Consider the following 19,557-nt stretch of genomic DNA (forward strand, 5'->3'; position numbering starts at 1 on the left):
GTCCTCCCCGTGACGGCCGCGCAGTGGTGGGACGGGGTGAGTACGCCCTAGACGCGGACCGCGCGCAGGACGATGGTGACGAGCGGAACGTCGAACTCGCCGGCGGACGTCTCCGGCCGGGCCCGCAGGTAGCCGCGAACGCGGCCGAGCACCTGCGCCCGGTCCACCTCGTCCATCACCAGGATCCGCGAGTGCGTGGCGAGCATCCCGACCACCTGCTCGCTGGTCCGGCGTTCGTGCGACCCGAACTCCGCGGTCGTCTGGTCGGCGAACGCCACGTGTTCGAACAGCGCCTGCCGCATGGGCGACTCGCGGGTCTCGCGTACCGAACCGAGCGCCTGCGCCACCTCGTTCAGCCCGGCCACCCAGGCGACGCCGTCGTCGTGCAGGTTCCACAACGCGGCGAGTACGCCGCCGGGACGCAGCACCCGGGCGATCTCCGCCAGCGCGCGGTCCCGGTCGAACCAGTGGAAGGCCTGGCCGACCACCACCGCGTCGAACGCGCCGTCGGGTGCGGGGATCGCCTCGGCGGTCCCGGTGAACGCGGGCACGTCAGGCAGCCGCCGGCTCAGCTCGGCCAGCATCGCGGCGTCGGGCTCGACCGCGACCGCATCCATGCCGAGGCCGCGGACCACCTCGGTCAGCTTGCCGGTCCCGGCGGCGAGGTCCAGCACTCGTACGACGTCGTCGCCGGCGACGGGCTCGAGTGCCCAGCGCACGGCGGTCTCGGGGTAGCTCGGCCGGAACTCCGCGTAGGCGGCGGCGCCGGCGCCGAACGACTCCGCGCGCCGTTCGCGTTCGGTCGGGTCGGCCGAGCCGATGTAGTCGCTGGGCGCCGTCGGTCCCGACCCGTTGGGTTCGGCGGACATCGGTTCAGCCCCTCCCATTCGTCGGCGCAGTCGTCGGCCCGGTCGTGGTCAGCCCGCGACGGACGAGTTCGAACGACACCACGGCGGCCGCACTGGCGACGTTGAGCGACTCCACGTCACCCGGCATCGGGATCCGGACCCAGGTGCCGACGTAGGGCCGGATCGCCGGGCTCACCCCGGCCGTCTCGCTGCCCAGCACGAACGCGGCGAACGGCGGCACCTCCGCGTCGAACACCGTCTCCGGCGCGTCCGCGGCCAGCCCGAACACCGCGTATCCCGCCTCGACCAGCAGCTCGACCGCGTCCTGCGCGGTCTCCGCCCGCAGCACCGGCGCCCGGAACGCCACGCCCGCCGACGCCTTCACCACCAGCGGGTCGATGCCGGCCACGCCGTGGTGGGGTACGACGACTCCGGCCAGGCCCGCCGCGGTGGCCGATCGCAGGATCATCCCGACGTTCGACGGCGTGGTGATCCCGTCCAGGACGAGCACCGTGGGCGGCCGCTCATGGTGGCGTACGTCGAGCGCACCGGCGAGGGTGCGCATCCGCGGCGCCACCACGTCGGCCAGTACGCCGTTGTCGTGGCGCCCGTTGCCGGACAGCAGGGTGATCCGGTGGGAAGGCTCCCGACGCACCGGCACTCCCCTGGCGTCGGCGGCGGCGACGATCTCGCGTACCGACGGTCCGCGGGACCCCTCGGCCACCAGCACCTTGTCGATCTGCAGCGCCTCGTCGGCGAGCGCGGCCAGCACCGGCCGGAAGCCGTAGACGGTCACGAACCGGTCCTTGGGCGACACCTCTTCCCGCACGCCGCCCAGTCTTCCACCGCGCGGTTTCCGGCCTGCTTCGGCCACCGCGTGAAACGGCGACGGATCCCACCGCGCGGTGGGATCCGTCGCCGACAACCTGACTGCTCGAATGAGGCGAAGCCCTACGCGAGGCCCTGGGCGATCTCGAGCGGCAGCTTCACCGGCTGGCCGGTCTCTGCCGACTTGTACGCCGCGAACGCGATCTCGGTCGCGCGGTAGCCGTCCCAGCCGTTCGGGTGCGGTGCGGTGCCTTCCCGGATCCCGGTCACGAACGCCTCGACCAGGCCCGCGTCGGCGTTGCCGCCCCACGGCGTCCACGACGCACTCTGCGGACCCTGCCGCCCCGGCCCGTCGGAGTAGACGTTGATGGTCTGGGCGAACGCGTCCGCGGAGGCGACGCCGTCCTCCCCCACGAGTTCCATGGTGACCGCGCCCCACGTCGGGTAGGACTTCGGCTTGCTCCAGCTGCAGTCGATGGTGGCGACGGTGCCGTCGGCGAAGGTGACCGCGATCGTGCCGGCGGTCTCCACCGGCAGGTCGGGGTAGAGGATCCGGTTGTGCTGGGCGTAGACCTCGACGGCCTCGGAGTCGAGCATCCAGCGGAGCAGGTCGGCCACGTGCACGGTGTGGTCCATCACCGCACCGCCCCCGGCGAGCTTGGGGTCGACGAACCAGCCGCCGGGCATGGTGCCCGGGTTGGTGCCGGCCACCGCGTGGATGCGGCCGAGCCCACCGGACCGGACGATCCGCTCCAGTCCGGCGATCGGCTGGGCGAACCGCACCGGGAACGCCGTCATGAGGTGCACGCCGGCCGCGTCACAGGCGTCGATCATCGCCTTGCCGTCGGCCAGCGACGTCGCCAGCGGCTTCTCGCACAGCACGTGCGCGCCCGCCGCGGCGGCCTTCTCCACCAGCGCCCGGTGCCCGGCGTTCTCGCTGCAGACCACCACGCCGTCCGGGCCCCACTCGAGCAGCTCGTCGTAGGAGGTGGTGAACGGAATGCCGAGCCGGTCCGCGAGCGGCTTGCCGCGTTCGGCGTTCTCGTCGGCGGCACGCAGCTCGACGCCGGGGATGCCGGCCAGGACGGACGCGTAGCCCGCTCCGTGCAGGTGGGCGAAGGACAGGATCCCGATCTTGACTGGGGTCGTGGTGCTCATGCCGACGCCACCTCCGCGGCCACTGGTGCGCTTCCTTCGTACGGGGTGGCGCTGACCGGCAGCTCGACGGCCTGCCCGGTCTGCGCCGAGGTGACCGCGGCGAGCGCGACGGCCAGGGCGGCGCGCCCGTCGTGGGCGGTCACCCGTGGTTGTGGGCCGCCTTCGATGGCGGCGCGGAACTCCGCCAGCTCCCGGGTGAACGACGAACCGAAGCTGGATCCGGCGGGAGCGGCCAGCGTCCCCGGAATGGTCTGGACCACCGGCCGCTGGTCGGAGGCGTAGTCGATCATCCCCTCGCTGCCGGCGAGTTCGTAGCTGGTGCGGAACGAGCCGCCCTGCCGGGCCCACGACGCGGTCAGGTGGGAGATCGTGCCGCCGACGTGGGTGAGGATGGCGTACGCGTGGGTGGGGCCGTTCTGGGGTCCGGCGGGACGCATCAGCTTGGCGTACACGCGTACGACGTCACCGGCGAGCCACCGGGCGAAGTCGATGTCGTGGATCATCACGTCGCCGATGATCCCCGCGGAGCGGGCCATGTCGTGGTACCAGCCCTGCGGGTTGGGCATGCCGCCCTCGCGGGTGAACCGCATGACGCCGGGCCGGCCGATCTTCCCCGCGGCCACCGCGTCCCGCGCCGAGGCGTACTCCGGCATGAACCGCACCACCTGCGCGGTGAACAACGGCACCCCGGCCTGCTCCGACGCCGCGATCAGCTCGTCCGCCTCTTCCAGCGTCCGGGCCAGCGGCTTCTCGCAGACGACCGGCTTGCCCGCCCGCAGCGCGGCCAGCGCCAGCGGTGCGTGCGTGTCGGTAGGAGTGCACACGTCCACGACGTCGACCGAACGCAGCAACGACGCGAGATCGGGGTGCACCTGCAGGCCGAGGTCCTCCTGCGCGACCGCCCTGGACTCGGGCAGCTCGTCGAAGCCGTGCAGCTCGGCCCCCAGCTCCCGCCAACCACCGATGTGCACCCGCCCGATGCCGCCGAGTCCGACGACGCCCACTCTGGAGACCTTCACCTGAAGCAAACCCTTCCTTAGCCCGATCTCACCAGATCTGGTGCAGACCATATGCCTATCGGGCGGACCACTCGAACGGAAGGGTTGTCCGATGCGCGGACAGGCGACCGGCCAGATTGGTGGCGCGGGCAGGGGCCGTGCGAATGGCTCAGGCGAGTACGTCGGCCAGGTGGACCCGCGCCCCGTCGGCCGCGGCGGACAGCTCGCCCGCCCGCAGGACGGCGAGAATCTCCAGCGTCTCGGCGGGCGCCACCGGCGGCACTCCGGTACGCACCATCTCCACCACCGCGCGCAACTGGGCGGTGTAGTAGGCGTCGGCGTCCTCGATCGTGATGCTGTGCCGCCCCTTACGGGCGTGCAGAGTGAGATGAAAACCACAGGTCGCGTCGCGCAGAACCTGCACCACGGCGGTCGGGCCGCCGGGGCCGTAGCCGAGCACCGCCACGTCCCGCTCCGGCCAGCTGGCGCGCTGCACCCACTGCACGCCCGGCCCGAGGACGGCGTACACCTGCTCGACCGCGTGCACGCCGTAGTGGAACCACTCACCCGGCCCGACACTGACCACCGACGAGGGCTCGCCAAGGTCGGCGACGTACGCCGCGTCCTCGGCGAGCTCCCGGGCGTACCGCAGCGCCGACGAGCTCGTCACCGGCACACCCCGCTCGGCGGCGAGCCGGAACAGCGTCCGCGCCTCGCCGAGGTCCGGCGTCATCGGCTTGTCCAGGAACGCCGGCACCCCGGCCGCCACGAACGCCCGGGCCTGCGGCACGTGGTGCCGGCCGTGCCCGGCGTCGTCGACGACGAGCACCAGGTCGGTCTGGTGCAGCAGCTCGGTCGGCTCGGCGATCACCCGGTCGATGGCGTAGGTCGCGGCAAGCGTGCGGGCGTCGGGCTGGTCCGCACGAACCACCCCGCCCCACACCCAGGTGATCCGGGCGCCGGGGATGGCGGCCTGGTCGTTCAGGATCCGGGCGTACGCGCCGGCGTGAGAGGTGTCGACGCCGAGCAGGCCGACCCGCAGGTTGCCACCCGCCGCCCCAGACGCTGGACCGCTCATCCGCCGGTACCCCTCCATCCGAAGTCCACCCTGTGCCCGACCGACATTCAACCGAACGTACGTGCGCCGTGACCAAGGAGGCACTGTACGTCGTCAGGGCGTCACGTGCTTGCCCCCGCGTCCGCAGCCGTGGCCCCCGAGGCGGCCAGGCGGGTCAGCACGTCCGGTAGCGGACCGGTGGTGACCACGCCGAGCCGGCGGGTCGCCCGGGTGAGCGCGACGTACAGGTCGCCTGCTCCGTGCTCCCCATGCGCTTCAGGCGCCCCGTGCACCCCGGGCCGGCCGGCCGCGAGGATCGCCGCCGGGTCGACCACGACCACCGAGTCGAACTCCAGCCCCTTCGCCTGCGCCACGGTGAGCAGCGCCACCCGGGCGTCGAGGACGGCGGGGCTGCCGCCGAGCGCGACGTCGGTACGGGCCTCGAGCAGCTGCCGGCCGAGGTCGGCGAACCGGGACTCGGGCACGATCACCGCCAGCCGGCCCGCCGACCCACTCCCGACCGAATGACCGCCGTCGGACTGCGCACCGTCGTGGTTCGCATCGGCAGTCAGCGCGGCGAGTTCCCGGTCCAGCGCGGCTGACACCACCTGGCCGAGCTCCGGCAGCCCACTGCCCTCCTCGACGCCCAGCCACCAGGGCTCGGCGCCCTCGCGGACCGAGCCCGGCGGGGTCGCGTCCGGGTCGATCGTGGCGAGTACGTCGGCGGCGAGCGCCATGATCGGCGCCGGCGTGCGGTAGTTGACGGTGAGGCGTTCGCGGCGCCAGCGTCCCCGCGCCCACAGGTCGAGCACCTCACCCCAGGACCCCGGAGCGCCGGGTGCGCTGGCCTGGGCGAGGTCGCCGACCAGGGTCATCGACCGTGCCGGGCACCGCCGCATCAGCAGCCGCCACGCCATCGCCGGCAGTTCCTGCGCCTCGTCCACGATCACGTGCCCGTACACCCACGCCCGGTCTCCCAGCGCGCCCTCGGCCACCGGCCCGCCGACCTCTCCACCCCGGTAGCGCCGGACCACGCCCTCGGCCAGCGGATCGACGTCGTCGGCAGTGAAGTCGTCGGCGAACTGCTCGTACTGCTGCTGGAGCTCGACCCCGGCCCGGGCGTAGCCGGTCTCCTCCGACACCTCCCCCGCTCCCGCCGCTCGGCCTGCGCGGCGGCGTAGACGGCGCGATCGAGCTCGCCGAGGTGTTCGGCGGCCTCGTCCAGCAGCGGGACGTCGGCCGGAGTCCACCTCTGGGCAGCCGGCGGACCGGGGCGCAGCAACGCTTCCCGCTCGGCCGCGGTGAAGTCCGGCGCGGCGGCGGCCAGCAGGTCGGCCGAGCTATAGAGGTCGGCGAGCAGCTCGGTCGGGGTCAGCTCCGGCCACAGGTCGTCGATCGCGGTCCGCACCTCCGGCGATCCGGCCAGCTCCCGCCGGATGTCCTCAACGTCGGCGTCGCCGAGCAGGTCGGCACCGAGCCGATCGACGGCCTGCCGGGTGAGCGCGCCGAGAATGTCGCGGACGAAGTGCCGGCGGGCGCGGTTGGCAAGCTCGCCGTCGCGGTCGGCGCGGGCGCGGGCCCGCTCCCGCGCCCGCTCGCAGGTGGCCCGGGACAGGAGGTACGGCTCGCGGTCGACGACCAGCTCCAGGTCGTGGCCGGGCACCCGCTGCCGGTCGCGGACGGCTGCTGCCACCACGTCCGCCATCCGCGGGTCGCCCTTCACCCGCGCGGCGAGCGGCTCGTCCCGCCCGGTCGCGCTTACCCCCGGGTACAGCTCTGCGAGCGTGGCGAGCACGACGTCGGTCTCACCCAGCGACGGCAGCACCTGGTCGATGTAGCGGGTGAACGTCGAGTTCGGCCCGACGATCAGCACGCCGCGCCCGGCCAGCCGCGCCCGGTGGGTGTAGAGGAGGTACGCCGCCCGATGCAGCGCCACCACCGTCTTGCCGGTGCCGGGTCCGCCCTCCACCACCAGGATCCCGGCGAGGTCGGAACGGATCACCTGGTCCTGTTCGGCCTGGATGGTGGCCACGATCTCGTTCATCCGGCCGGTCCGTCCGGCGGTGAGCGACGCGAGCAGCGCCGCCTCGCCGGACAGCTGCCGGCGTTCGGTGTCGTCCATGTCGTCGAGGGTCGCCAGGTCGAGCACGTCGTCCTCGATGCCGACCACGGTGCGGCCCCGGGTGCGCAGGTGCCGCCGCCGCCGGATGCCGAGCCGGCGGGCCGGGGTCGCGCCGTAGAACGCCTGCGCCACCGGTGCCCGCCAGTCGATGAGCACCGGTTCGTAGTCGTCGTCGAACAAACCAATCCGGCCGATGTAGAGGCGGGTGTCGTCGTCGTTGTCGAGCCGGCCGAAACACAACCCGCGCTCGACGGCGCGCAGTTGGGAAAGCCGTCCGGTAAGGAGTTCGTGGTAGGACTGGCGTTCGGACATCGACTGGTGGTTGAGCGCGTGCTCGCCGCGGTGAGCGGCGTCGAGCCGGCTATGAGTGCGCTCGCGGAGCGCGTCCAGCCGGTCGTACAGCATGCCGACATGCCCTTGTTCGTAAGCGATCTCGGCGGCGATCGAATTCGCGGCCGAACTTGACGCAGGGCGTGAATTCGGGCTAGAATTCGCGGAGTCGTTCGGTTCGAATTCTTCGACGGACACAGTTGTGTGGGACACGCTGGACACGGCGGAGCTGGAATTCTCGGTCATTTCCCCTGCCGAATCGAAGTGGCGAAAGAAACAGCCCACGCTACCAAGCCTTCCGGCTTTTCCGCCACTCTCGTTTTCCCATCACATCATTCTCCACGCGTACGCCGAATTCCCGGATTCCGCTGCGCCATCCGGGTGTCGCGTGTTAACGACCAGGTGCTGTCGGACGTCGCGTCATCCGCCGAGATTCAGCAGGGCGATCCCGGCCGCGACCACCACGGTCGCCACGGTCCGCCAGCGCCCGAACGGTTCCCGGAAGACGACCGCACCGATCACCGCGCCGACGATGACGCTGGTCTCCCGAAGCGCCGCCACCGTGGCGAGGGTCCCCCGGCTCTGCGCCCAGAGCACGATGCCGTACGCCACCACCGCGCACGACCCCGCGGCCAGGCCGGTGCGCCAGTTCACCCGCAGGTCGGCCAGCAGCGCGGGGCCGCGACGGTGCGCCGCCCAGGCGACCAGCACGCCGCCGTGCAGCAGGAACAGCCAGGCGGCGTACGCGAACGGCGCTTCCGACGCCCGCACCCCGAGGCCGTCCAGCACGGTGTACGTCGCGATCAGCAGCCCGGTGGTCGCGGCCGCGGCCAGCGCGGGGAGTTCGTCCCGGTGCGGCAGCCCGCGGGCGAACACCAGGCAGCCCAGCCCCACCGAGACCACCGCGACGCCGGCCATCCCGACCGCACTCAGCCGCTCACCGACGACCAGCGCCGCCACGATCGCGACCACCCACGGCGACATGCCGCGTGCCAACGGGTAGACCTGGTTGAACGCGCCGAGTCGGTACGACCGCATCAGCGCGACGTTGTAGAGCACGTGCACACAACTGGAGGTGGCGAGGTACGGCCAGCTCGCCCGCGGTGGTACGCCCACCCACGGCAGCGCCGCCGCACCGAAGACCACGAACGCCAGCGACAGCACCGTCACCGCGACCAGCTTGTCGGTGATCGCGTGTGCGAGGGCGTTCCAGGTGGCGTGCAGGACCGCGGCGAGCAGGACGGCGGCGGCGATCGCGGTGGTGGCGGACGTGGCGGGCACGAAGGACGAGCCTGCCAGCAGGTCCGGCCGGCAATTGCCTCGCCCACGGTGTCGGCCTTCTGGTAGGCAGTGGCCCATGACGATCGAGGTACGCCCGCTCGGGGACGACGCGTGGCAACAGGCGTTCACCATGATGGAGTTGTCGTTCGGGGAGACCTGGCCACAGGACGCGGCGGAGGTCGAGCAGGCGAGGTTCGAGCCGGACCGCAGCATCGGCGCCTTCGTCGGCGACACGATGGCCGGGCACGCCGCGATCTACTCGTTCACGATGACGGTGCCCGGCCCGCGGGCACTCGACGTCGCCGGGGTCAGCCTGGTGGGCGTGCTGCCCACCCATCGCCGGCGCGGGGTGCTCACCGCGCTGATGCGTCACCAGTTGCACGACCTGCACGAGTCGGGCCGGGAGCCGGTGGCCGTCCTCACCGCGTCCGAGCCCGCGATCTACGGGCGCTACGGCTACGGCTGCGCCACCCAGTGGGCGTACGCCGAGATCAACCGCGCGAAGCGGGCGATGCGCCCGGTGCCCGGAGCCGACGAGGTGACCGTGAGGTACGCCGACCCGGAGAAGTCGCTGGACGTCTGTGCCGGCGTACGCGAGGCGATCGTGCCCACCCGGCCGGGCTACTTCCGGCACAACGAACCCTGGCGGCGCGGGGAGGTCGCCGACCCGGAGAGCGAGCGCGGCGGTGCGAGCGCCCTGCGCTGTGTCCTGGCCGAACGCGAAGGCGAGGTCACCGGGTTCGCGTACTACCGCAGCAAGTCCAACTGGGAGCCGGGCGGCCCGAACGGCACCACCGTCGTCCAGCGCGTGCACGCGACCGACACCGCGTCGTACGCCGCGCTGTGGCAGTTCCTCGCCGACCAGGACCTGATGGCCAAGGTGACCCACCGCCGGCTGTCCCTCGACGACCCGCTGCTGACCTGGCTGCGGGACTCCCGGGCCGCCATGGTCACCGTGCGGGACGGCATGTGGGCCCGGCTGGTCGACGTCGGCCGGGCGCTGTCGGAGCGGCGCTACACCACGCCGGTCGACCTTGTGCTGGAGGTACGCGACGACCTGTGCCCGTGGAACGCCGGGCGGTGGCACCTGGCCGGTGACGAGTCGGGTGCCTCGTGCGGCCGGGTCGACCGCGAGCCGGACCTGGTGCTGGAGGTGGCCGACCTGGGTGCGGCGTACTTCGGGCGTCCGGTGCTGGCGGCGCTCGGTGCCGCGGGCGTGGCCGAGGAACGTACGCCGGGCAGCCTCACCGCGGCCACGCGGGCGTTCACCTCCGACGCGCTCCCCCTGCTCGACACCCCGTTCTGAGGCGGCCTACGGCTCCGGGACGATGTCGGTGTCCTCGTACTCGCGGAGCATCTCGATCCGGCGCGCGTGGCGGTCGAGGCCGGAGAATCCCGTCCGCAGGAACACCTCGACCATCCGGGTGGCCTCCTCCACCGAGTGCATCCGGGCGCCGACGGAGATCACGTTGGCGTCGTTGTGCTCCCGGCCCAGCCGGGCGGTGTCGAGGTTCCACGCCAGCACGGCCCGGACGCCGGCCACCTTGTTGGCGGCGATCTGCTCGCCGTTGCCGGACCCGCCGAGGACGATGCCCAGGCTGTCCGGGTCGGCCACCACCCCGAGGCCGACCCGCAGGCAGAACGGCGGGTAGTCGTCGTCGGGGTCGAAGGCCGCCGGCCCGTGGTCGACCACCTCGTGGCCCTGCTCACCCAGCCAGCCGACCAGGTGCTGTTTGAGTTCGAAGCCCGCGTGGTCCGAGCCGATGTGCACGCGCATGCCTTCGAGTCTGGCAGCCGGGCCGGGCCGGGCCGTCACCTGGTGCCGGTCAGGCCGAACGTTTCGCGGTGCAGGTGGTCCAGCGCGACCAGGACGGCGCCGCGTACCACCGGGTTCCCGGACACGTCGCTGGCCACCACCTCGGTGGGCAGCGGCAGGCGATCGGCGAGCCGGCGGGCGACCCGCTCGGCGAGTGCCGGCCCGCCGGCCCGGCCGACCTCGCCGGCGAGCACGACGTATCCCGGGTCGAGGACGGCGCACACGGCCGCCGCGCCGGTACTGATCCGATCGGCGAGGTCGTCGAGGAACGCCTCCGCCGCGGGGTCGTGACCCTCGCCCGCGCGGGCGACCGCGCCGCCGACCAGCCCGGCCAGGTCGTCGACCGAGCCGGTGAGCCCGTGCCGCCGGGCGGTCTCGACCACTGCCGCACCACCGGAGACCTTTTGGTACGTACCACCGCCTGCCGGCACGTACGACACCTCGCCCGCGCCGCCGGAGGCACCCCGGTGCAGGCGCCCGCCGAGAACCACCGCGACCCCGATCCCGTCGCCCAGGGAGACCAGTGCGAAGGTGTCCCGGCCCCGGGCGACGCCCAGCCGGTGCTCGGCCAGCCCGACCAGGTTGACCTCGTTCTCCAGCAGCACCCGCGCGCCGAACCGTTCCCGCAGGCCGGGCAGCAGGTTGCCGTGCCAGGTGGGCAGGCTGACCGCGAACGTCACGTCGCCGCTCACCGGATCCACCAGGCCCGGCGTACCCACCACGACCATCGCAAGTGAGTCGGCCGGCCGTCCGGCATCAGCGAGGGCTCCGTCGAGCGCGTCGCGCACCAGCCGGTCCGGGGCGACCCGGGCGTCCTGGGCCACCACGGCGGTGCCGACGGGCTGCCCGGTGAGGTCGGTGACCACCGCGCGTACGTGGTCGGGACGTACTTCCACGCCCGCGACGTGCGCCCGGTCGGCGACCACGCCGTACAGCCGGGCGTTCGGCCCGCGGCGCTCGGCGCCGGCCTCACCGACCGGCGCGACCAGGCCGGCGGACTCCAGCCGCTGCACGAGGTCGGCGACGGTGGGGCCGGACAACCCGGTGAGGGTACGCAGCTGGGTCCGGGTGAGCGGGCCGCGTTCCAGCAGCAGGTCGAACGCCAACCGGTCGTTGATCAGCCGCGCTGTGTGCGGCGAGGCCGTCCGCGGAATGGTTCCACCCCTTTTCATAAGGAACCCTGCCTGTTAATTTCTGTGAAGCTAGCCCGCGCCCGGGCGCCCGGTCAACCTTCGCCCGGCCACGCCCCCGGCGCCCTTCCCCGCCGACCTTCCGACCACCTCTTCCAGCCGCGTCGTATCCCGGAGGCCACGTTGTCAGCACGCCCGCGTGGCGCCGACAGTTCCCTGCCCGCGCAGGAGTCGGCCGCCGCGCTTCCCGATCCCACGCCGAAGACCCGGCATCCGGTGCCGCTGGCGGTGTTCTTCGCGCTGGTCGGCTTCGTCCCGGCCAACTGGCTGGTCCGGGTCCCCGACGTGAAGGCACAGGTCGGCGCGTCGGCCGGTGACCTGGGCCTGGCGCTGCTGTGTGGTTCGCTCGGCAGCCTGGCCGCCCTCACCGTGGCCGCCCGGATCTGCGAACGCTTCGGCACCCGCCGCGTCCTTGTGGTCGCCGGGTTCGCCCTGTGCGCGATCCTCGTGCTGCCCGGCCTGGCCGGTTCGGTCCGCGCGCTCGGCGCGGCACTGGCGTTCTTCGGCATGGCGCAGAGCACGTTCAACATCGCGCTCAACAGCACCGCGGTGGAGGTCGCCACCGCCAGCGGCAACCCGCTGATGCCCACCCTGCACGGCATCTTCAGCGTCGGCGGACTCGTCGGCGCCGCGCTCGGCGGCCTGCTCGCCGACCACCTCAGCCCGGTGGTGCACCTCGGGCTCACCGCGCTCCTCGGCCTGGCGGTGACCGCGACGGCCGGCCCCGCCCTGCTCCGCTCAGGCCGGGCGACGGCGGCCGCGACGGCCGCGGCCGCGGCAACCGCCCCCGGCACCGCTGCCCCGGACGGATCCTCCGACGCCGACCGGGCGAACTCCTGGCGCCGCGTCCGGTGGATCGTCCTCGCGTTCGGGCTGGTCGCGGCCTGTACGGCGTTCGGCGAGTACGCCTCGAACAACTGGGCCGCCCTGCACCTGCGGCAGGACCTCGGCGCCACCGCCGCGGTCGCGGGGTACGGCTACGCCACCTACGCCTGCGCCATCGCCGGCGGCCGGTTCCTCGGCGCCCGGCTGATCAGGCGGCTCGGCGAGACGGCCGTCCTGTCCGGTGGATTCGCGCTCGCGGCGGTCGGCGTCCTCGTCGCCAGCTGGGCGGGCCACCTGCCCGGCGCCGGCCTGCCGGTCGCGTTCGCCGGCTACGTCGTCCTCGGCCTGGGACTGGCCAACGTCTACCCGGTCTGCATCAGCCGGGCCGGCGCACTCGGCGGACCGCGCGGGGTGAGCCGGATCTCGATGTCGGCGAGCCTCGGCATCCTCAGCCAGGGACCGCTGATCGGGTTCGTCGCCGACCGGCGCGGCCTGCCGCTGGCCCTGTCCACCGTCGCCGTGCTCGCCGTCCTCGCCGCCGGCGTCGCGTTCGCCCTGCGCGGCTGGACCCGCCCCAGAACCCCGGCCCCCGCCACGTCCGGCCCACCCACCGCTGCAGCCGCCACGTCCGGCACGTCCGCCACACCCACCACACCCACCACGTCCGCCACGTCGTCCGAACGGAGCAAGCCGTGACCGACCGCTACCTGACCCTGCTCCCCCGACCCGGCTCGGCGACCGCCGCCACCGGCACGTACGAACTCACCGCCGGCACGGGAGTGGTGGAGACGCCGGGAGCGGAAGGCATGTCGCAGGTGGTCCGCGAACTCCTCACCTCGCTGCGGCTGCCGCTGCCCACCGTCGCCCAGGCCGGGCCGGTCGGTGCGGTGACCATCCACCTGGAGCCCACCTCGGGTACCGCGGAGAGCTACCGGCTGCGCGTCCACGAGCGGGGCGTCGACATCGTCGTCGCCACCGTCGACGGGCTGGTCAACGCGCTCCACACGCTGCGCCAACTGCTCCCCGACGACACCTGGCGGGCGGCACCGCGCGCCGGCACCCGCTGGGTGGTCGAGTGCGGCGAGGTGACCGACGCGCCGGCACTGACCTGGCGGGGCGCGATGCTCGACGTGGCCCGGCACTTCTTCCCCAAGCGCACCCTGCTGCGGTACGTCGACCTGCTCGCCATGCACCGCTACAACCGGCTGCACCTGCACCTCACCGACGACCAGGGGTGGCGGATCGAGAGCCGCCGGCATCCCGAGGTGCACCAGGTCGGCAGCCACCGGCCGGCCACCCAGCTGAGCCGGCACCGTAGGGCCGGCCGCCACGACGGTACGCCGCACGGTGGCTACTACACCCTCGACGACCTCGCCGAGATCCACGCGTACGCACAGGAACGCGGCGTCACGCTGGTGCCCGAGATCGACCTGCCCGGCCACTCCTCCGCGCTGCTCGCCGCCCGGCCGGAGCTCGGCGTCGGCGAGCACCGGGTCCTCACCGGCTGGGGCATCTCCGCCGGGGTGGTGAAGCCGCTGCCGGCGACGGTGGAGTTCATCGGCGAACTGCTGGACGAACTGCTGGAGGCGGTGCCCACGCCGTACGTCCACCTGGGCGGGGACGAGTGCGTGATCACCGACTGGGCGAGCGACCCGGAGATCTCGGCGTACCAGAAGGAACTCGGGCTGGCCGCGCCGATCGACCTGCACGGCCACTTCCTTCGCGCGCTCGGCTCACACCTGAAGCGGCGCGGCGCCCGGATGGTGGTGTGGGACGAGGCATTCGTCACCGGCGGGCTGCTGGACGACTCGATCGTGATGGCCTGGCGCGGCGACTCGGTGGCCCGCCGGGCGGCCGGCGCGGGCTACGACGTGGTGCGTACGCCGGTGTACCCGACGTACCTCAACTATGACCAGTCCGACCTGCCGGAGGAGCCGATGTCGCAGGGTGGGCCGATCACGGTGCCCGAGGTGGCGGCGTTCGAGCCCGTGCCCGCGGACTGGTCGCAGGCGGAGCGGTCGCGGGTGCTGGGGCTGCAGTTCCAGGCGTGGTCGGAGTACATCGCCTCCGAGCGGCACCTGGACTACCTGATGTTCCCGCGCGCGAGCGTGCTCGCCGACGTGGCGTGGAACGCCCGGCCGTCGACCAAGGACGCCTCCGACGAAGGGACCGGCGCGCTCGCCGCGCACCTGGACCGGCTGGCCGCGGCCGGCGTGGAGTACCGCCCGGCGGCCGGCCCGCACCCGTGGCAGGGCGGCGGCACCGGCGACCGGCGCCGCCAGTCCGGCTCGACGATGGCCGCCGAACGCGACCTGCACGAGCGGATCTCCGAGCACGGCGACGTGGACACCGCGTCCACCTGAACGACCCGAACCACCGACCGCACCACCGCGAGGAGTTCCCCCCGTGTCACCCCGCCAGTTCCTGACCGGCGGCCGCCACCCGGTCACCCGGCTGTACCCGTTGACGGTGTTCTTCGCCGCCGACGGCGTGCTGTTCGCCAGTTGGATCGTCCGCATCCCCGAGATCAAGAACCAGGTCGGGGCGTCCGCGACGGCGCTCGGGCTGGCGCTGTTGTGCATGACGGTGAGCTCGGCGGCGTCGATGTACTTCGCGGGCGGACTGTGCGAACGCCTGGGCACCCGCACGGTGCTCGTCGCGTCGTTCCCGCTGGTGTGTGCCGGGCTGGTCACGCCGGCGCTGGCGCGTTCGGTGGTCGCGCTCGGCGCCATCCTGTTCGTGTTCGGCGCGATCTACGGCGTTCTGCTGGTCGCGCTCAACAGCGCGGCGGTGGAGATCGAGTCGACGTCCGGCCGGGCGATCATGTCGCCGATGCACGGGCTGTGGAGTGTCGGCGGGCTGGTCGGCGCGGTGATCGGCGGGCTGCTCGCCGCGCACCTCACCGCCGTCGAGCACTTCGCCGTGGTCGCGGTGGCGGGCGTGGTGGTCGCCGTCGGGTTCGCCCGGCCGATGCTGCGCACCGGCACCGATCAGCCCGTACGCACCGACGGCACGGCCGGCCCGGCCACGGCAGCGCGAGGACAGGAGCAGAAGCAGGAGCAGGAGCAGGAGCAGAAGCAGAAGCAGGAGCAGGAGACGGTACGCCGGACCGCGCGCAGGCCGATCAGCCTCGCCGTCGTACTGCTCGGCGTGGTCGCGTTGTGTACGGCCTACGGCGAGGGAGCCATCGGCGACTGGGTGGCCCTGCACCTGCGGGAGAACCTCGGCGCGGCGGCGGGGGTGGCGGCGTACGGCTTCGGCGTCTACTCGGTGGCGATCGCGACCGGGCGGCTGACCGGTGGGCGGCTGATCGAGCGGCTCGGCGAGACCTGGGTGCTCAGCGGTGGCGCGGTGCTCGCCGCCGCCGGCGTTCTCACCACCGCGTGGGCGGGCAGCCTCGCGGTCGCCTTCGCCGGGCTGCTCGCGGTGGGGCTGGGCCTGGCGAACATGTTCCCGGTGGCGATCGCCCGGGCCGGCGCGATCGGCGGGCCCCGCGGCGTCGGCCTGGCCTCCACCATCGGCAACACCGGGATGCTGGCCGGGCCGCCGCTGATCGGGTTCCTCGCCGACCAGGTGGGGCTGCGGACGGCGTTGAGCACGGTGGCGGTGACGGCTCTGGTCGCGGCGGTCATCGGACTGGTGCAACGGTCGCTGCGGGTCCGGACCGAAGGCGCGGCCGACTCCCCCGTCGGGACCGTCGCGGCCGAGCCCGCCCACCGGGTCTGAGCCCCAGACCCTCTCCTGGACACATTTCGGTCACGCTGCGTACACTTTTCGGCGTTTCAACCTCGTAGAGTGACGTAGTCGTGAAATCTTCGTCCGCGTAGGCAGTCGATCTCTTCCCCATTCGGCTCACCGAAGCCGGTACCACCCAGAGGGCTGGTACCAGGAGGAGTGCCATGCGCGCGTCGCGCCGCCGAGCCGCCCCGACGGGCCGGCTCGCCCGGATGGTCCGAAGGACTGCGCTCGGGCTCGGGCTGCCCGCGGTCGCGATCAGCGGCCTGAACCTGCCGTCGTCGGCCGTGGCCGCCGAGGAGTCCGCCGGTGAGTCCGCGGACAGACCCGGCTCGGCCGGCGTGCTGGCTCTGGACCGGCCGCGGGGCAGTGAGGACCTCGACGTACGCCACGGCCGGCTGACCCCCTCGCCCGCACAGGTACGTGCGGCCCGCCGGCTGGCGGCGACGGTGCGGTGGACGCAGTTCGCCACGCCAGCCGAGCTCACCCGGCCGGATGGTCCGCTGGCGACCGGGCTGCCCGGCTCCCGGGTCGAGGTTGCCCGCGGCTTCCTGACCGCCAACCGCGTGCTGTTCCGGATGTCCGCGGACCGGGTGCGCGACCTCGAGGTGGTCCAGGACGCCGGGCTCACCGACGGCCGGCGATCCGACGCTCCGGCCGTACGGGAAGCGGGCCGGCCGGGTGTGGTGACCTTCCGGGAGCGGTTCGGCGACCTGCCGGCCGGGGCCGGTGGCCTGGTCACCGTCGCGGCGTCCGGTGACCAGGTCGTCTACGTCACGTCCTCGGCGTACGGCGACGCCTCTCCCCCGGTGCCCGCCCGCCTGACCCCGGTCCAGGCCTGGCTGCGGGCGGCAGCCGCCGTCGGGCGCGGGGTCGATCCGAGCTCGGTCGGCGTGCTGGAGCGCCCCCGCGACCCGCGCCTGTGGACGACGTTCACCGTGGTCGGGATGGCGCAGGCACAGCAGACCAGGCTGGTGGCGGTGGGCGTGCCGCGCCGGGGCGTCCGACCGGCGTACGAGGTGAACGTCGTCGACGTCCAGGGCGGCGAGGCGTACGCCTCCACCTCGTTCGTGGACGCGGTCTCGGGTGCGGTGCTGGTACGCCAGCACCGGGTCGACCACCTGGGGACCGAGGACGCGGCCCCGGAGGAACTGCGCACAGGGGACGCGGCCACAGGGGCCGGCACAGGTGTGGCGGAGAACAACGCCGCCCGCACCACGTCCGCGTGGTACGACCTGCTCCGCCCTCCGGCCGGCATCCAGCCCACCGCCACCGGTTCGAGCACCGGCTTCACCGACAGCTGGCATCGGTCCCGGTGCGCGTCGACGGCGCTCGCGCCCGGCGGCAACGACGTCGGCGCGGCCGTGGCGACTGTCTTCTCCCTGCACTCGCGCCTGTACGACTGGACGTACGGACTCGGTTTCGTCGAGGGCCGGGCCAACCTCCAGCAGGTCAACCACGGCACGCGCGGCGGCCTGGACGGCGACCGCGAACTCGGGCACGTGCAGACGGCGGCGGTCAGCGGCGGCTTCCCCACCTTCACCGGCCGCAACGGCGCCTACCAGGTGACCCTGCAGGACGGGCTGCCCGGGATCGCCGGACACTATCTCTTCCAGCCGGTGGCCGCGCGGTGGTACGGCCCGTGCGTGGACGGGGCGTTCGACGCCGGCGTGGTGGCGCACGAGTACGCGCACGCGATGGCCAACCGGCTGGTCGGCGGGCCGGACGCCGGCATCACGACCGCCTCCGGCCGGGCGGTCGCGGAGGGATGGGCCGACCTGGTGGCGGCGGAGTTCCTGGCCGAGACGGGCCGGAGCCCGAGCCCGAGCCCGCAGACCGGTCCGGAGCTCGGCGCGAAGACCGGCCCGACGGTGACGGGCCCGACGGAGAGCACGGCGATCGGGGCGTACGTCGCGGGCAACGGGTGGCGCGGCGTCCGCAACTACCGGCTCGGCACCGCTCCGCTCAACTACGGCAACGTCGGCTACGACCCGGCCGGCGGGCCGGCCGCCGACGGGGAGATCTGGTCGGCGGTCAACTGGGACCTCCGGCGGGCGCTGGTCCGCAAGTACGCAGCCACCGCGCCGTCCGGCGACCGGGCGCTCCAGCACGCCTGTGCCACCGGCGGGCTGCCCGTGAGCAGGTGCCCGGGCAACCGGCGCTGGATCCAGCTCGTCGTGGACTCGATGTCGCTGCAGCAGAGCAGCGTCTCCATGCTGGCCGCCCGCGACGCCCTGCTGGCCGCGGACCGGCTGCGGTTCGGCGGCGTCGACCTGCCCGAGCTGTGGGAGGCGTTCGCACGGCGCGGGCTCGGCGCCCGGGCCACCGCACCGAGCGGGGACCGTCGCGGCCGGCCCGACTTCACGGTGCCGGGGTTCGTCCGTCCCGTCACCGCGCACGGGCAGCTGGTGATGGCGGCGATCTCCCGGCCGTACGGCAGACCGGTCGCCGGTGCGCGGATCCACGTCGGGAGGTTCGCCGACCCGTCCACCCCGGTCGCCGACACCGATCCGGCTACCGCGCGTGGGATGACCGCACGGCTGCTGCCGGGACACTACGAGCTCACCTGGAGCGCGCCGGGCTACGGCATGGGGCACACGAACGTGACGGTGAACGCCGGCCGCACGCGCTACCTCACCCTCTACCTGAACCCGAACCTTGCCTCGGCGGCCAACGGCGCGCGGGTCCTGTCAGGCGATCTTCCTCCCGGACGAATGACCGGCGAGGTGTCCGCGCTCGTGGACGACCGGGAGGCCACCGCGTGGTCGGTCACCAACCGGCGGCCGGCCGCCCGCGGCACGACGGTCACGGTCGACCTGGCCGGTTCGTCACCGCGCTGGGTGCGTTCGGTGCGGGTCAGCGCGGTGACCGCGGACAGGTTCGCGGCCCTGCGAAGGTTCGCCGTGGAGACCTGCACGCAGGTGCGCGGCGGCTCGCCGTGCACCGGCCGCGGCGGCCGCTGGACCCGGATCTACACGTCTCCGGCCGGCGCGTTCGCCGCGGCCCGGCCCCGCCCGGTGCGGCCCGACCTCGGCTTCCGTGACTTCGACGTACCCGATCGGCGGGCCACCCACCTGCGACTGGTCGTCCTGGACACCCAGTGCACCGGGAACCCGGCCTACCGCGGCGAGCAGGAGGCCGACCCACTGGCCACCTCGGACTGCCTGGCGTCCCCCGAGGTCGGCGACGTCGCGGTGGCCGAACTGATGGTGTACGGCGCGGATCGGCACACCCGGCACGCCCCCACCCGGTCGGCGGTGTGGAACTGATGACGGACCTGACGATGGAACCGAGGGTGGACCTGAAGCTGAACCCGAGGGTGAAGCTTCAGCCCCGATAGACGCTCCCGGGGCCCTGGCCTGCGCTCGG

14 protein-coding genes are annotated in these 19,557 nt (G+C 73.5%); 5 read left to right on the forward strand and 9 right to left on the reverse strand.

The window, feature by feature from the left end; translation table 11 throughout:
- Nucleotides 1-47: 47 nt before the first annotated feature.
- The 7 genes from F4554_RS18185 to F4554_RS33665 form a co-directional block, all read right to left on the reverse strand.
- Nucleotides 48-869, reverse strand: coding sequence for a class I SAM-dependent methyltransferase (locus F4554_RS18185; RefSeq protein ID WP_179788679.1), 822 nt, complete (start codon nucleotides 867-869; stop codon nucleotides 48-50).
- A 4-nt stretch (nucleotides 870-873) separates the two neighbouring features.
- Nucleotides 874-1,677, reverse strand: a complete 804-nt coding sequence (locus F4554_RS18190; RefSeq protein WP_179788680.1) for an RNA methyltransferase — start codon at nucleotides 1,675-1,677, stop codon at nucleotides 874-876.
- 122 nt (nucleotides 1,678-1,799) lie between these two features.
- The gene (locus F4554_RS18195; protein WP_179788681.1) at nucleotides 1,800-2,834 is read right to left on the reverse strand and encodes a Gfo/Idh/MocA family protein; all 1,035 of its coding nucleotides are present in this window, start codon (nucleotides 2,832-2,834) and stop codon (nucleotides 1,800-1,802) included.
- Nucleotides 2,831-3,853 carry a Gfo/Idh/MocA family protein gene (locus tag F4554_RS18200; RefSeq protein WP_179788682.1) on the reverse strand — a complete coding sequence of 341 codons (1,023 nt, stop codon included), beginning with the start codon at nucleotides 3,851-3,853 and terminating at the stop codon, nucleotides 2,831-2,833. Before F4554_RS18200 ends, F4554_RS18195 begins: the two co-directional genes overlap by 4 nt.
- A 148-nt stretch (nucleotides 3,854-4,001) precedes the next feature.
- Complete coding sequence (locus F4554_RS18205; protein WP_179788683.1) at nucleotides 4,002-4,910, reverse strand: Gfo/Idh/MocA family protein; 909 nt, start codon at nucleotides 4,908-4,910, stop codon at nucleotides 4,002-4,004.
- 925 nt (nucleotides 4,911-5,835) lie between these two features.
- Nucleotides 5,836-7,416 (reverse strand): HelD family protein, encoded by a 1,581-nt coding sequence (locus F4554_RS31525; protein WP_202889340.1) that lies wholly within the window; start codon nucleotides 7,414-7,416, stop codon nucleotides 5,836-5,838.
- Nucleotides 7,417-7,761: 345 nt separating this feature from the next.
- On the reverse strand, nucleotides 7,762-8,622 hold the full coding sequence (locus F4554_RS33665; RefSeq protein WP_202889341.1) for an EamA family transporter: 861 nt from the start codon (nucleotides 8,620-8,622) through the stop codon (nucleotides 7,762-7,764).
- A gap of 76 nt (nucleotides 8,623-8,698) precedes the next feature.
- On the opposite strand from F4554_RS33665, the gene F4554_RS18220 reads away from it, so the two are divergent.
- On the forward strand, nucleotides 8,699-9,928 hold the full coding sequence (locus F4554_RS18220; protein ID WP_179788685.1) for a GNAT family N-acetyltransferase: 1,230 nt from the start codon (nucleotides 8,699-8,701) through the stop codon (nucleotides 9,926-9,928).
- A 6-nt stretch (nucleotides 9,929-9,934) separates the two neighbouring features.
- On the opposite strand, the gene F4554_RS18225 is transcribed toward F4554_RS18220, so the two are convergent.
- Together F4554_RS18225 and F4554_RS18230 are read right to left on the reverse strand one after the other, a co-directional pair.
- Nucleotides 9,935-10,399: a ribose-5-phosphate isomerase gene (locus F4554_RS18225; RefSeq protein WP_179788686.1), complete on the reverse strand. Its 465-nt coding sequence runs from the start codon at nucleotides 10,397-10,399 to the stop codon at nucleotides 9,935-9,937.
- A 35-nt stretch (nucleotides 10,400-10,434) separates the two neighbouring features.
- Nucleotides 10,435-11,610: an ROK family transcriptional regulator gene (locus tag F4554_RS18230; protein ID WP_179788687.1), complete on the reverse strand. Its 1,176-nt coding sequence runs from the start codon at nucleotides 11,608-11,610 to the stop codon at nucleotides 10,435-10,437.
- Nucleotides 11,611-11,751: 141 nt separating this feature from the next.
- Between F4554_RS18230 and F4554_RS18235 the strand changes: the two genes are divergently transcribed.
- The 4 genes from F4554_RS18235 to F4554_RS18250 all read left to right on the forward strand — a co-directional run bounded on the left by F4554_RS18235 (nucleotide 11,752) and on the right by F4554_RS18250 (nucleotide 19,457).
- Complete coding sequence (locus tag F4554_RS18235) at nucleotides 11,752-13,149, forward strand: MFS transporter (RefSeq protein ID WP_179788688.1); 1,398 nt, start codon at nucleotides 11,752-11,754, stop codon at nucleotides 13,147-13,149.
- Nucleotides 13,146-14,816, forward strand: a complete 1,671-nt coding sequence (locus tag F4554_RS18240; protein ID WP_179788689.1) for a family 20 glycosylhydrolase — start codon at nucleotides 13,146-13,148, stop codon at nucleotides 14,814-14,816. Before F4554_RS18235 ends, F4554_RS18240 begins: the two co-directional genes overlap by 4 nt.
- Before the next feature lie 43 nt (nucleotides 14,817-14,859).
- The gene (locus tag F4554_RS18245; protein WP_202889342.1) at nucleotides 14,860-16,179 is read left to right on the forward strand and encodes an MFS transporter; all 1,320 of its coding nucleotides are present in this window, start codon (nucleotides 14,860-14,862) and stop codon (nucleotides 16,177-16,179) included.
- 173 nt (nucleotides 16,180-16,352) lie between these two features.
- A complete protein-coding gene (locus F4554_RS18250) occupies nucleotides 16,353-19,457 on the forward strand; it encodes a M36 family metallopeptidase (RefSeq protein ID WP_179788690.1) in 3,105 nt (1,034 codons plus the stop codon).
- The last annotated feature ends 100 nt before the right edge of the window (nucleotides 19,458-19,557 follow it).

This window comes from Actinopolymorpha rutila (assembly GCF_013407855.1).
GTDB classification, from domain to species: domain Bacteria; phylum Actinomycetota; class Actinomycetes; order Propionibacteriales; family Actinopolymorphaceae; genus Actinopolymorpha; species Actinopolymorpha rutila.